This window comes from Halopseudomonas salina, assembly GCF_008641105.1.
The window spans coordinates 52057-65996 of the sequence record NZ_VTTI01000002.1; the positions used below are offsets into that span (position 1 = coordinate 52057).

The window sequence follows — 13940 nt, forward strand, 5'->3', positions numbered from 1 at the left end:
GTCAGCTGACTGAATACAAAAAAGCCGCAGTTCTTTCCTTGAACTGCGGCTTTTTTGCATCCATTTCACCATGAGCCGCTGCTTACTTCGGTTGCTGTTATTGCCGAGTGCGCCCTTTATGCGGACAATACCGTCCGATTGCCGCGAGATTATGTACTGTCTCGTCATCCCTGAGAGTTGAATAAGGAGCATCCTGTGTCGCGCAGACGCGTCGTGGTAACCGGCCTTGGCATGTTGACCCCTTTGGGCAACACGGTGGACAGCAGTTGGCAGGCAGCCCTGGCGGGCAAGAGCGGTATCGGGCCTATCGAGCATATGGATGTGAGTGCCTTTGGCACGCGCTTCGGCGGATCAATCCGCGAGTTCGATATCGAGCCGTACATGGCGCCCAAGGAGGCGCGCAAGCTTGATCTGTTCATCCAGTATGGTATTGCTGCCTGCATCCAGGCGCTCACCGACTCGGGCGTGGAGGTTACCGACGACAATCGCGACCGGATCGGCGTTTCCATGGGGTCGGGAATTGGTGGCCTGACCAATATCGAGAAGAATCACGAGTTGTTGCTGGCCAGTGGGCCGCGGCGCATTTCACCGTTTTTCGTGCCCGGCTCGATCATCAACATGGTTGCCGGTTACTTCTCCATACAGTACGGCCTGCAAGGCCCGAACTATGCACTGACTACAGCCTGTACCACAGGTACCCACAGCATCGGCATGGCCGCCCGCAATATTGCCTACGGTGAAGCGGACGTGATGATTACCGGTGGTTCGGAGATGGCTACCAGTGGTCTGGGTCTGGGGGGGTTCAGCGCTGCCCGGGCACTCTCCACGCGCAATGATGCCCCGACGGCTGCCAGCCGGCCATGGGACCGCGACCGGGACGGTTTTGTCTTGTCCGATGGTTCCGGGGCACTGGTGCTCGAGGAGTACGAACATGCCAAGGCACGTGGCGCACACATTTACGCCGAACTTATCGGCTTTGGCATGAGCGGCGATGCCTATCACATGACCGCACCCCCGGAAGATGGACGTGGTGGTGCAAAGTGCATGACCAATGCACTGCGTGATGCCGGTGTGGATCCTTCGGCAGTCGGTTATATCAACGCCCACGGTACCTCTACCTCGGCAGGCGACTTGGCGGAGACGCGCGCGGTCAAAACGGTGTTTGGCGACCATGCTCAGGCATTGGCGATCAGCTCCACCAAGTCCATGACCGGCCATTTGCTTGGTGCGGCCGGGGCCGTCGAAGCGATTTTCAGTATTCTGGCTCTGCGTGATCAGGTAGCACCGCCAACCATCAATCTCGATAATCCCGATGAGGGCTGTGATCTGGATTATGTGGCTCATGAGGCTCAGCAGCGTTCTCTTGAGGTCGTGGTGTCCAATTCATTCGGCTTTGGTGGCACCAACGGCAGTCTGGTGTTCCGTCGTCTCTGATGGCGGACCCAAGTCTGGATAATTTGCAGTTGCCGCAAACGATGGTCAACGGTCAGCAGCGTAGCGAGGTGTCGGTGCTGGACCGAGGCCTTGCCTATGGTGACGGCCTGTTTGAAACCATGCGCGTCGTTGACGGACGCATTGCGTTGCTCGACTACCATCTGGCCCGGTTACGTCGTGGTCTGTTGGCCCTGAAGATGGATGCAGATCAGACTGCCATTATCTCGGAGCTCAATGCGCTGGCGGGGCAACTGGGTGATGGTGTTCTCAAGATGACCCTGACCCGGGGGATTGGAAAGCGGGGCTACGGCATTCCTGCACAGGCCCAGCCCACGCGCATCTGTCAGAGTTTTGCCCCCACGGGTTACCCCATTGAAAATGCCCGCACCGGTATCAGGTTGTTCGAATGCCAGACACGCCTGGCCGTTCAGCCCCTGCTGGCCGGAATCAAGCACCTGAACCGTCTCGAGCAGGTGCTCGCGCGAAGCGAATGGTCCGATTCCATCCATGCTGAGGGTATGGTGCGCGATACACTGGGGAACGTGATCGAATGCACCATGAGCAACCTGTTCATGCTTCACGGAGAACGCTGGGTGACGCCTGATCTGTCCGGGTGTGGAGTGCAGGGGGTCATGCGTGATTACCTGATTGACCGGTTGGGGCAGGCCGGTGAGTCGGTTGAAGTCAGAAAAGTCGACTTTTCGACCTTGCTTGAGAGCACCGAAGTATTCTGCTGCAACAGCCTTTACGGTGTCTGGCCGGTAATTGGCCTGGCGGATACAAGCTGGTCGATCGGATCCCGAACACGCCAGGCGCAGCGTCTGGCAGAGCAGGTGATAAAGTGAAGTTGATTCTGCGTATTGTCCGTTTACTTATTGTTTTATCGGTTTTTTCTTTTCTTGCTGTGGGGCTTTGGGCGTATCTGACCCTTGAGGATGTGCTGGAGCAACCTGTTCGTGTGGATGAGCCCGTCAGTCTGGATGTAGTGCCGGGAAGTACACCAGCCAGGGTTCTTGCGAACCTCGAGAATGACGGTCGGATTGATCGGGCCCAGTGGCTGCGTCGTTACTGGCAATGGCAGATGCCCGATTCGGTGCTGCAGGTCGGGGAGTATCAGCTTGAGCCCGGCATGTCAGCTGCGGAGCTTCTGCGCCGGCTGGATGCCGGTGAGGTAGTGCGACGCAGCGTGACGCTGGTTGAAGGCTGGAACTTCCAGCAGGTTCGCGCACAGCTGGCCAAGGCGGAGCGCCTTGAGCAGTCACTGGATCCGCAGGCGAGCAACGAGCAGGTCATGACGACATTGGGTCTGGAGGGGGTACATCCGGAGGGTCGGTTTTTCCCCGATACCTACCAGTACACCTTCGGCATGAGTGACCGTGACATTCTGCTCAGGTCCTACCAGCGCATGGAAGAGGTGTTGGCTGATGTCTGGCAGAAGCGGGCTGACGATCTGCCGGTCAAGACGCCCTACGAGGCGCTGATACTGGCCTCGATCATCGAGCGGGAAACAGGGGTGCCGCAGGAGCGTGGCGAAATTGCCGGTGTCTTTACCCGACGCCTGCGGATTGGCATGCGCCTGCAGACTGACCCGACGGTTATCTATGGCATGGGCGATGCCTACCAGGGCAACATCCGGCGCAGTGATTTGCGCCGACCCACTGCCTACAACACCTACACTATTGACGGATTGCCGCCGACACCTATCGCCATGCCGGGCCGCGGAGCGCTGGAAGCGGCGGTGAATCCGAAATCCGGGACTAGTCTCTATTTCGTTGCCCGCGGCGATGGCAGTCATGTGTTCTCTGACTCCCTGCGCGAGCACAACCGTGCTGTTCAGCAATACCAGATACGGCAGCGGGCCGAGAGCTACAGGTCGAGCCCGGCGGCATCGGGCGGCACAGGGGAGAGTGCAGAATGAGCGGGCTGTTCATCACGTTCGAGGGGCCGGAAGGGGCAGGCAAGTCGACCAATTTGCAGCTCTTTGCCGCGGCGTTGCGCGAGTCTGGCTGTGATCCGCTATTGACCCGCGAGCCGGGTGGTACGCCGATTGCCGAGAAGATTCGTGAGGTGCTGCTTAGCCACCACGATGAGCCCATGTGCTCGGATGCAGAGCTGCTGTTGATGTTTGCGGCGCGTGCGCAGCATATCGATCGTCTTATTCGTCCAGCCCTGGACAGGGGCCAGGTGGTGATCAGTGACCGGTTTACAGATGCTACCTATGCCTATCAGGGCGGTGGCCGCGGAATAGCGGTCCAGCGTATTGCCGCACTTGAGGAATGGGTCCAGGGCCCCTTGCGTCCGGACCTGACTGTTGTTTTCGATGTGCCCGTTGCAGTTGGTATGCAGCGAGCCCGGGCGCGCAGTGAGCTGGATCGTTTTGAAGTGGAGCAAACGGCGTTTTTCGAGGCGGTTCGTCAGACCTACCTTGAACGTGCCTCGGCAGATCCGGGCCGTTACCGGATAATCGACGCCAGTGGTACGCTCGATCAGGTTGCCCAGGCTATGCGGCCTCTGGTTGCTCAGGTCTTGGAGCAATGGCATGCCTGAGATCGCCTTTCCCTGGCAGCAGGAGGTCTGGTCGCAGTTGACCGAGCAGCAGGAGCACGCCCACGCCTACCTGTTCAGCGGGTTGCCGGGCGTAGGTAAACGGCGCTTCGCCCATGCGTTTGCTGCTTTTCTGTTATGCGAAAAACCCGCCCAGGGCATGGCATGCGGGCGCTGTCGCAGTTGCCTGCTGCGCGAAGCCGGTACCCACCCGGACCTGCTTTTGATCACGCCGGAGGAGGAAGGCAAAGCAATTCGTGTCGATGCTATCAGGCAGTTGGTCGACTTTATGGGGCAGACAGCGCAGCAGGGAGGTAGCAAAGTCATTGTTCTGCATCCAGCCGAGGCGATGAACCAGAACGCGGCCAACGCCTTGCTCAAGTCACTCGAAGAACCGACTGCCGCGACCTATCTGCTGTTGGTCACCGATCAGCCGGGGCGGCTGCTGCCAACAGTGCGCAGTCGCTGCCGCGCTCAGCGGCTGCCGACTCCCGCGCGGGAATCAGCACTCGCCTGGCTGGCAGAAAGCGTGCCTGAGTTAGGTGCCGAACAGCGACTGGTACTCTTGCAGATGGCAGCAGGTGCCCCCCTGCGCGCAGCCGCGTTGCATGAAATGGATGCGGTGCAGTTGCGCATGGGCGTGGTTGACAACATTAAGGCATTACTCAAGGACAAACAGTCTCCCAGCCAGGTAGCCGAAAGCTGGGCAAAAATTCCCCTTGAACTGCTGATCGACTGGTTTTGCAGCTGGACGCTGGATTTGCTCAAACTGCATACGGGTGCCATTACGCACGCGGAGAACGGCGACATGGATGTGGTGCTTGGTTACATGGCCAAACATGTTCAAGCGCAAGAGTTGATGCAGTGGCAGGACTGGTTGCTCGCCCATCGGTCGATGACCCTGGGCAAGGCGAACCTCAACCGGGGGCTGTTTCTCGAGACCTTGTTGCTAGAGTGGAAACAGTTGCTGAAAAAGCGTTAACCTGCAGACATTATTGATCAGGATGAATCTAACATGAGTAATCCGACCGCCCCCGGTCCGCGCAACGGAATCCTGTCCCTGACCATCAAGGACAAGTCGGTTCTGTACGCGGCCTATATGCCTTTCGTGAAGCACGGTGGGCTTTTCATTCCGACCAACAAGAGCTATCGGCTCAGCGATGAGGTCTTCATGTTGCTCAACCTGATGGATGAGCCCGAGAAGATCCCGGTGGCTGGAAAGGTTATCTGGATCACACCAAAGGGCGCCCAGGGTAACCGGGCAGCGGGAATCGGCGTGCAGTTCAGTGATCAGGACAACACCGCGCGCAGCAAGATCGAAACCTACCTCGCTGGCGCACTCAAGTCCGACCGGCCCACCCATACGATGTAATCTGGGTTTCCATGCTGATTGACTCTCACTGCCATCTCGACCGTTTGGATCTCACCTCCCATGCAGGTTCACTTGATGCCGCGCTGGATGCGGCGCGGGCCAAAGGCGTGGGCAAGTTTCTCTGTATCGGCGTGGATGCTGCCAATGCCTCGGTGGTAAAGGGGCTGGCGGAGCGTTATTCCGATGTGTACTGCAGTGTGGGTGTGCATCCTCTGGATCTGGCCGATGCACAACTCACCGAGCTCGACTGGCTGATCGGGGAGCTTGATCACCCGCGGGTTGTTGCCATTGGCGAAACCGGCCTGGATTATCATTACCAGCCTGATATGGCGGAACAGCAGAAACGCTCTTTTCAGTGCCATCTGACAGCTGCCAGGCAGACCGGCAAGCCGGTGATCATTCACACTCGGGCAGCGCGGCAGGACACTCTGGATCTGCTACGCGAGGCCGATCTGGCTGAAACCGGCGTGTTGCACTGCTTTACCGAGGACTGGGATATGGCGCGCCAAGCGCTGGACCTCGGTTATTACATTTCCTTGTCGGGTATTGTCACCTTTCGCAATGCCGACGCACTTAGAGATGTAGCGCGCCGTGTACCCAATGATCGGCTGCTGGTTGAAACCGACTCTCCCTATCTGGCTCCGGTCCCCCATCGGGGCAAACCCAACGAGCCCCAGTTTGTCTGTGAGGTAGCCGCATTCGTGGCGGATATCCGCGGTGAGCCCCTCGACACACTATGGCAGAACACCACGGATAACTTTCATCGGCTGTTTCCTCTGGCCAGGTGATCTGGCGGTCAGACGCAAAAAAAACCCGAATACTGGGGGAAGTATCCGGGTCAAGACCATTAGGAGTGTTGCGAGGTCGGGCGTGGCCCAACCATTTCAGGCCTTGCGCCTGGGGGAGCGCGTCAACCTGATGTCTTCAGTATTGCCCAGATTCCGCAGTCCGCCAGCCCTTTGTTCCCCTTTCATAAACCGATTTGGAATACGCGCACGGCATTTTATCGTCAACTGTTGTTAGCTCGCGGTCGGGCAGTTTTTTTTGCTGTAACTATACTGTCACGGTCATGACTTAGTTTCCGGGAACCAACGACGATAAAAGGAAGTACATCATGCGTTTGAAACAGATGCTCGTACCTGCCGTAATCACCCTTGCCATGCCGTTTTCCGCCATTGCTGAAGAGCTGCGTTTGCTCACCTGGGGCGGTTATGCCCCCGAGGAAGTGATCAGCCAATTCGAAGAGCAAACCGGCATTGATGTGCAGGTAACCCTGTCCAACAACGAGGACATGATTTCCAAACTGCGTGCCACCGGCGGCTCGGGTTTTGATCTGGCGCAGCCCAGTCAGGATCGGATCACCAGTGCCCAGCAGGAATATCGGATCTACAAGCCGATGGACACCAGCAAAATAGACTCCTCCCTATTTATCCCCTCCATGCTGGCAGCCACCAAGGCCAACACCGAACTGGATGGTGACATCTATGCGGTCCCCCATGTGTGGGGCACAACGGGCCTGATTGTGCACGACAGTGTACGGGGTCAGGTGAACAGCTTCGCAGACCTGTGCAAGCCGGAATTGGCAGGCCGGGTCTCCTACCGCTTGCGTCGGCCAATGCTGATCGGTATGGCGTTCTCCATGGGCGAGGACCCCTTCGCGGCCTACGACGATCCCGTAGCCTATGAGGCAATGATGACGCGTGTGCAGGAAAAGCTGATTGCCTGCAAACCCAACGTGAAAACCTACTGGACCGGGGGTGACGAACTGATCAACCTGGTTGCATCAGGCGAAGTGGTTGCGGCCAAGGGCTGGGATGCAGGCGGCTGGAAGCTCCAGGCCGAGAATCCGGAAATCAGCTTTGTGGCGCCTGCCAGCGGTGCGCTGGGTTGGATCGATACCTTTGCATTGCCGCGTCGTGGGGCCAATGATGAAGCGGCCTACAAGTGGATCAACTTTGTTATGCAGCCCGAAATTGCGGCAATGATTACCCAGTCGGCGGGTAATTTCACCGCATCCCGGGGCGCTGAAGCCTTTGTCGATGCAAAGCTGAAAAACAGTTTCGAGAGCAGCTTCGACGAAGCGGCACTGGAGAATATCAAGTGGTATCCACCGGTTCCGCCGGGCCTGGAAACCATTGAAGGGCGTATTCTCGATCGCGTTAGCGCCGCGAACTGACATTGATTCCGGTCTTTTCGTCCGGCGCAATGCCGGGCGATCAGGATCCTTTGCAACGGAAATGCCATGCCTTTCACACCCGATACCCCCCTGGACCTTGAGTGCCACCAGCTGTACAAGGCGTTTGCCGGCCAGGCGGCGGTAGATAATATCTCCCTGAGTATTCCGGCCGGTTCCTTTTTCTCCATTCTGGGACCCTCGGGCTGCGGTAAAACAACGCTGCTGCGCATGCTTGCAGGCTTTGTCGAACCCGATCACGGGGACATCCGCATCAAGGGCCAGTCCATGCGGGGAGTACCGCCCAACAAGCGATCTCTGAATATGGTGTTCCAGCATCTGGCTCTGTTTCCGATGATGAGCGTCGCGGACAACATAGCCTACGGGCTGAAACGTCGCGGTGTTGCCAGGAAAGATATTGCCCGGCGGGTGAATGACGTACTCGAAAGGGTCGGGCTGCCCGACGTGGGGCAGCGCAAGCCGGACCAACTCTCCGGTGGGCAAAAGCAGCGCATTGCCATCGCCCGCTGTCTGGTGCTGGAGCCGGCGGTGTTATTGCTGGATGAACCCCTGGGCGCCCTGGATCTGAAGCTGCGCGAGCAGATGAAACTGGAGCTCAAGCAGCTGCAGCAGACCTTTGGCACCACCTTTGTCTATATCACCCACGACCAGTCCGAAGCCCTGGTCATGTCTGATCAGGTGGCCGTGATGAATAAGGGCCGCTTCGAGCAGGTAGCAAGCCCGCAAACCTTGTATTACGAGCCGGCCACCCCTTTTGTGGCGGGATTTGTTGGCGACTCAAACCGGCTTCAGGCACGTGTGGCGGCTCCGGGTCGGGTCACCCTGGCCAGTGGTCAGGCTATTCAAGCCACCGCTGCAGGAGCTCTGCCGATCAGTGTGGGCGACGCCGTTTCACTGTTTGTGCGGCCTGAAGGTATCAGCCCGTTTTTACCGGGTGAGACATGCCGGATGGACAACTGCCTGAATGCTCAGATCAATACACTGTTATTCGATGGCGCCAACAGTCGTATCAGTGCGACGGTGGAGCAGGGCGTCGGGCTGACCGTCCGGCTTCCCCAGACCCCGGAGTTTGCCAGGCTGAAACCGGGCGATCGTCTGCAGTTGGGCTGGATGAGTAGCCAGGCGCAGTATTTTGCGGCAGATGCTCCATGAGAGGGAACAAGGCATCACATGGCGGATTGGGCCTTGGTGTATTCCTGCTCATGTTGCCGTTGTTATTGTGGCTGTTGCTACTGATTGTGTTGCCGCATGTGGATATGGTGCTGGTGTCCCTGCGTGAACGTATCGGTTTTGCCGAGCATCGTTTCAGCTGGATGCATTACGAGCTGTTTTTCACCGAGTCGCTGTACTGGCGTACCTTCGTGCGTACTGCGTTTATTTCAATTTTTACCACGTTCCTGACGCTGGTTATTGCCTTTCCGGTGGCCTGGTACATTGCCAAGCTGGTGCGTGGTCGCAGGCGCTCGCTGCTGTTTCTGGCATGCCTGGTGCCTTTCTGGGTCAGCGAACTGGTGCGTACCTATGGATGGATGATCCTGCTGCGTGAAAGTGGCGTGATCAGCGGCTTGCTGCAGTGGAGCGGCCTGGCCGCCGGGCCGGTGGAGATGCTCTATAACGATGTGGCGATCATGGTCGGGTTGGTCTACGCCTCGATTCTGTTCATGCTGGTTCCCCTGGTGACCACGCTGGACAGCCTGGATGACAGTCTTGTGGAGGCGGCCTACGATCTGGGCGGCAATCATCTGAGCGTTGCGCGCAACATCGTCATCCCCCACGCTATGCCGGGTATTGTTTCCGGTTCGATCGTGGTGTTCATGCTTTCGGTAGGCAACTATCTCACGCCGGTACTGCTTGGTGGCAAGGACAGTATGTGGTTCACCGAGCAGATTTTTACCCAGTTTATTACCCGATTCAATTGGGAGCAGGGCGCCGCATTCGGTGTGCTGCTGCTGGTGCTGTCATCGCTGATTGTGTGGCTGGGCCTGAGGTTGAGCCGGCAATCCTTTGCGGAGACCATGCGATGATCGCCTCGTTACCGCTAACCCGACGATTTCGCTGGATCTATGCGGCCTATGTGCTGGTGTTCTTCATTTACCTGGCGGCACCGCTGATCGTTGTGGGCGTGTTTGCCTTCAATGACAGCAGCTTTCCGGCTCTGCCCTGGAAAGGCTTTACGCTCGATTGGTTTGTGGCCAATACCCCTGAGCGCACAGGGTTGTTCCATGATCGCGCCATTTTGCGCAGTGTTGGTACCAGCGCTCTGGTCGCCAGTTGTGTCACGGTGCTGGCTGTCAGCCTGGCCACACTCAATGCCTTTCTTTTTGAGCGCCACCGTTTCCCCGGCAAGAATCTGCTGTTCATTCTGATGCTGCTACCCCTGGTTATCCCGGGTGTGATTCTGGGTATATCCATTCTGATTTTTGCCAGTCGTATCGCCAACTATTTCGACTTCAATCACGATATTTTCCTGGATATGCTTAGGCCCGGGCTGCTGCTGGTGGTGTTGGGTCAATTTGCCTTCCTCAGCACCATCGCCACTCTGGTCATATCAGCGCGGTTGCGAACCTTCGACATACAGCTTGAAGAGGCCGCCCGTAATCTGGGTGCTTCACATCTGACTGCCGTTCTGACCGTCACCTTGCCGTTTCTGGCGCCGGCAATCATCGGCGCAGCGCTGATCTGTTTTCTGATGTCGTTCGAGAACTTCAATACCACGCTGATGCTGGTTGGCTCCGATGCGCCGCTGACCATCACGTTGTTCAGTCGCCTTCGCGAGGGCGCTACGCCGGTACTCAATGCTGTCTCTCTGTTGCTGATGCTTGGCTCGATGGTGCTTGCGCTGGTGGCTGTTCGTGTTCAAAAAAGGGCCTGACAGTCAGCTTTCAAGCAATCATGGGAATTTGGTCATCAAGTTGGCATAATGCCGATTTTGCCGGTAGGGAAGTGCATAATCGTCATGCAGAAAGAATCACGAAAGGTCCGCGAGTTTCGGCGTCGCGAGCAGGAAATACTCGATACCTCCCTGCGCCTGTTCCTTGAGCAGGGTGAAGACAGTGTGACGGTTGAAATGATCGCCGACGAAGTGGGTATCGGAAAGGGCACCATCTACAAGCACTTCAAATCCAAGGCTGAAATCTATCTGCGTCTGATGCTCGACTATGAACGCGATCTTGCCAGTCTCCTGCATTCCGAAAGCATCGAGCGAGACCGCGAAGCCCTTTCTCGCGACTATTTCGCCTTCCGCATGAGCGATCCGGAACGCTATCGTCTGTTTGATCGTCTGGAAGAAAAACTGGTCAAATCCAATCAGTTACCTGAACTTGTTGAAGAGTTGCACAAGATCCGCGCCTCCAACTTCAACCATCTGACCGGGGTTATTCAGGAACGTATTGATGATGGCAAACTGGAGAATGTGCCAGCCTACTTCCATTACTGCGCGGCCTGGGCTCTGGTGCACGGCGCCATGGCGATGTATCACTCACCGTTCTGGCAGGATGTGATCGAGGACAAGGAAGGATATATGCAGTTTCTGATGGATATAGGCGTGCGCATGGGCAACAAGTCCAAGCGCAAGAAGGAGCTGGAGTCGGCCGAAACATAGCAGCCCGGCGAATAGCCGGGCTGCTGTGGGAGATTGAAAGGTCAGGTTAACGAGGTGCCGCCGCCAGGGGTGGGGTTGCCCAATAACCGCAGCGATGATATCCGAGGAAGTTGAGGTTCGAACCACTGCCAGGGCTCGACACGTCCAGGGTATTGATTTGACCGGCGGATACTTGCGCCCAGTTGGGGGCTACACCGTCGGTGCTGTTGGGGTTGCCATCCTTGGCGAATTGGGCCCAGTAGCCCACCATGTCGCTGGCCAGTGCATCCAGTTCGTCTTTATCGCCCGTATAACGATCGCGCATCACCTGCTCCGGGTATAGAACATAGGGAATCTCGCCGGCGTGTGTTGCCCCCAGTGGGAAGCTCGCCGCAGGTACCAAAGTCCAGGGCGCATTTTCGTCGCGGAACCAGTACTGGTAGGTATTCATGTTGCTGTTCGCGAACGTGCTGGCCTGTGCATAGCTGTTGCAGGCGAAGTTGGAGTCGGTCCAGATCGCCGACAGTGCCAGCGATAGTCGATTTGCCCCGGTGGGGTACTCATTCAGATAGTAGGTGGCGATGGCATCGGCATCCAGGCCTGAATCTTCAAAAAGATCAGCGACGCGTGTGCGGTATTCGGCCTCGCCCAGGACATCAAGCGGGTCGCCTGTGAGTTCATCCAGAGCGACGAACAGGGTGCCTTCATCCTGGTTGCTGCCGATCATGATGTCCAGATCCTGATTGAATGAACCGGTGGCCAGCGCAGTTTGTATGCTCACAGGCAGCAGGTCGGTAGTTGGATCGGAGTTGGGAATGACCTGGGAGCCCTGCACAGCCAGGAAACTCATTGCCGGCAGAGCGCGCAGACAGGTTGCAGCCGTTGCCCCATCGGCACAGCCCAGCGCGGTGGCAGCGGTTTCGCCAGTCGCTTGCGCGTCAACCTTGCTTTGTTGGAAGGCGGCGTAGGAACCGCTTTGTACTATTGCGCGCTGGAACAGATTTTCCTCTTTGGCTCGTGGTGAAGCGATATGGCTCATCACGCTATGACCGCCAGCGGATTCACCAAAGATAGTGACATTGTTCGAATCGCCGCCAAAGGCAGCAGCGTTTTCCTTCACCCAGCGCAGCGCCTGTTGCTGGTCCATCAAGCCGAAGTTGCCTCCGTCTGACTCCAGGTTGGGGTGAGCGAGAAAGCCCAGCAAACCAAGACGGTAGTTCAGGGTAACGACGATAACGTCTTCTTTCACCAGTCGAGTTGGATCATATTCACCACCGCCATTGCCGAATACGAAAGCCCCGCCATGAAGCCATACCATTACAGGAAGATTCTCGCCGGACTCGGGCGCATACACATTGAGATAGAGACAATCTTCATTTCCGGCCGGCGCTCTGACAGCGAGATCGATCTGAACACAGCTGCTACCGAAGGCGTCGCTCAACTGCAGTGTTTCCGACCGGTCCTCCGCTGGCACTGTTGGCGCAAATCGTAGTTCACCAACCGGCGGTTCAGCATAGGGTATGCCGCGGAATACGCGGATACCTTCCACACCCTCGAGTGTGACGCCCTTGATAGCCCCCTCGGTAGTAGTGACAGTTAGGGGGTCGGGGGTAGCCACTGCTTCACTACCACCGCCACCTCCAGAGAGGCAGCCGGTAAGGGTTACGGCGAAAACGGCGGCGGCGAGCCCTGTCCGGCAAAAGCCGGCAAAAGGGAGGCTGGATCGATTCATTGTTTTATCCACTCAGATTGGTTTGTTCTAATTCGAAATATGGCTCGAGTCGAGTTAAAACGATAAATCAATCACACCGCAGGCGCGAAACGTATACGGGTGATCCTACCTTGAGGTTTTTCGTAGTAGACTGCAGGGTCGACTCGTCACCCCCCCCCTCCAACGGAGAAGTCATGTCTGCCCAGTCGTTCCCCGTCAGTTACATAGAACCCGTCTTCCGTCCCCCCAGTGAAGCCCATTCGCTGATCCTGCCGGTTACCAATGGCTGCTCCTGGAATCAGTGCACATTTTGTGAAATGTACACAGATGAGCAGAAGAAATTCCGTGCGCGGGATGAGAAACAGGTGCTTGAAGAGATACGGCGCAGCGGCGAACAGTTGATTGTTCAGCGCGTCTTCCTGGCAGACGGGGATGCCATGGTGCTTCCCACGCGCCGGCTGTTGACCATTCTTGAAGCTATACGTGAGCACATGCCGACGGTGGAGCGTGTGACTTCCTACTGCCTGCCGCGCAATCTCAAGCGTAAATCGGTCGAGGAACTCAGAGAGCTGCGTGAGGCCGGATTGGCCATGCTCTATGTGGGCGCCGAATCAGGAGATGATCAGGTGCTTGAGCGCGTCAACAAGGGGGAAACCTACGAGTCCACCGAGCAGGCACTGACCAAGGCTGGGGAGGCTGGCATCCTGCGTTCGGTGATGATTCTCAATGGTCTGGGCGGAAAGAGCTTGAGCGAGCAGCACGCGCGCAACTCTGCCAGACTGATGAATGCAACTCAGCCTGAATTTGTTTCGACGCTAGTGGTCAGTTTTCCTCAGGGGATGGAACGCTATCGTGATCGCTTTCCCGATTTCGAACCCCTGGACCAGCAGAGTCTGTTTCTTGAATTGCAACAGTTTATCCAGGAGCTCGACTTGCGCGACAGCGTCTTTCGCAGTGACCATGCTTCCAACGCTCTGGTGCTCAAGGGCACGCTGGGGGCGGACAAGGAGCGAATACTGGAGCAGGTGAAGAACGCCATCGAGCGGCCCGAGCGGGCGCGTTTGCGACCGGAGTGGATGCGCGGTCTGTAATAGGCTCCATTGAG

Annotated in this window: 14 protein-coding genes; 13 read left to right on the forward strand and 1 reads right to left on the reverse strand. The window is 57.4% G+C overall.

Features of this window, described 5'->3' with window-relative positions; translation table 11 throughout:
• The first annotated feature begins 195 nt into the window (after nucleotides 1-195).
• The 12 genes from fabF to FZF01_RS03790 all read left to right on the forward strand — a co-directional run bounded on the left by fabF (nucleotide 196) and on the right by FZF01_RS03790 (nucleotide 11145).
• On the forward strand, nucleotides 196-1434 hold the full coding sequence (gene fabF, locus FZF01_RS03735) for a beta-ketoacyl-ACP synthase II (protein ID WP_150276790.1): 1239 nt from the start codon (nucleotides 196-198) through the stop codon (nucleotides 1432-1434).
• Nucleotides 1434-2279, forward strand: coding sequence for an aminodeoxychorismate lyase (pabC, locus tag FZF01_RS03740; RefSeq protein WP_373286446.1), 846 nt, complete (start codon nucleotides 1434-1436; stop codon nucleotides 2277-2279). Before fabF ends, pabC begins: the two co-directional genes overlap by 1 nt.
• 2 nt (nucleotides 2280-2281) lie before the next feature.
• The gene (gene mltG, locus FZF01_RS03745) at nucleotides 2282-3352 is read left to right on the forward strand and encodes an endolytic transglycosylase MltG (protein WP_188434452.1); all 1071 of its coding nucleotides are present in this window, start codon (nucleotides 2282-2284) and stop codon (nucleotides 3350-3352) included.
• Nucleotides 3349-3981, forward strand: coding sequence for a dTMP kinase (gene tmk, locus FZF01_RS03750; RefSeq protein WP_150276791.1), 633 nt, complete (start codon nucleotides 3349-3351; stop codon nucleotides 3979-3981). Before mltG ends, tmk begins: the two co-directional genes overlap by 4 nt.
• A complete protein-coding gene (locus tag FZF01_RS03755; protein WP_150276792.1) occupies nucleotides 3974-4960 on the forward strand; it encodes a DNA polymerase III subunit delta' in 987 nt (328 codons plus the stop codon). The genes tmk and FZF01_RS03755 overlap by 8 nt, the downstream gene beginning before the upstream one ends.
• Before the next feature lie 33 nt (nucleotides 4961-4993).
• Complete coding sequence (locus tag FZF01_RS03760; protein WP_150276793.1) at nucleotides 4994-5350, forward strand: PilZ domain-containing protein; 357 nt, start codon at nucleotides 4994-4996, stop codon at nucleotides 5348-5350.
• A gap of 11 nt (nucleotides 5351-5361) precedes the next feature.
• Nucleotides 5362-6138, forward strand: coding sequence for a TatD family hydrolase (locus tag FZF01_RS03765; protein WP_150276794.1), 777 nt, complete (start codon nucleotides 5362-5364; stop codon nucleotides 6136-6138).
• Nucleotides 6139-6464: 326 nt separating this feature from the next.
• Nucleotides 6465-7526: an extracellular solute-binding protein gene (locus tag FZF01_RS03770; protein ID WP_150276795.1), complete on the forward strand. Its 1062-nt coding sequence runs from the start codon at nucleotides 6465-6467 to the stop codon at nucleotides 7524-7526.
• A 66-nt stretch (nucleotides 7527-7592) separates the two neighbouring features.
• Nucleotides 7593-8696, forward strand: coding sequence for an ABC transporter ATP-binding protein (locus FZF01_RS03775; protein ID WP_150276796.1), 1104 nt, complete (start codon nucleotides 7593-7595; stop codon nucleotides 8694-8696).
• Nucleotides 8693-9568: an ABC transporter permease gene (locus FZF01_RS03780; RefSeq protein ID WP_150276797.1), complete on the forward strand. Its 876-nt coding sequence runs from the start codon at nucleotides 8693-8695 to the stop codon at nucleotides 9566-9568. Before FZF01_RS03775 ends, FZF01_RS03780 begins: the two co-directional genes overlap by 4 nt.
• Nucleotides 9565-10416 (forward strand): ABC transporter permease, encoded by an 852-nt coding sequence (locus FZF01_RS03785; RefSeq protein ID WP_150276798.1) that lies wholly within the window; start codon nucleotides 9565-9567, stop codon nucleotides 10414-10416. Before FZF01_RS03780 ends, FZF01_RS03785 begins: the two co-directional genes overlap by 4 nt.
• 84 nt (nucleotides 10417-10500) lie before the next feature.
• On the forward strand, nucleotides 10501-11145 hold the full coding sequence (locus FZF01_RS03790) for a TetR/AcrR family transcriptional regulator (protein ID WP_150276799.1): 645 nt from the start codon (nucleotides 10501-10503) through the stop codon (nucleotides 11143-11145).
• Between the two features lie 46 nt (nucleotides 11146-11191).
• Here the strand turns inward: FZF01_RS03790 and FZF01_RS03795 are convergent, their stop codons facing one another.
• Nucleotides 11192-12856, reverse strand: a complete 1665-nt coding sequence (locus FZF01_RS03795; protein WP_150276800.1) for a carboxylesterase/lipase family protein — start codon at nucleotides 12854-12856, stop codon at nucleotides 11192-11194.
• Between the two features lie 173 nt (nucleotides 12857-13029).
• On the opposite strand from FZF01_RS03795, the gene FZF01_RS03800 reads away from it, so the two are divergent.
• On the forward strand, nucleotides 13030-13926 hold the full coding sequence (locus tag FZF01_RS03800; protein WP_150276801.1) for a radical SAM protein: 897 nt from the start codon (nucleotides 13030-13032) through the stop codon (nucleotides 13924-13926).
• Nucleotides 13927-13940 lie beyond the last annotated feature (14 nt).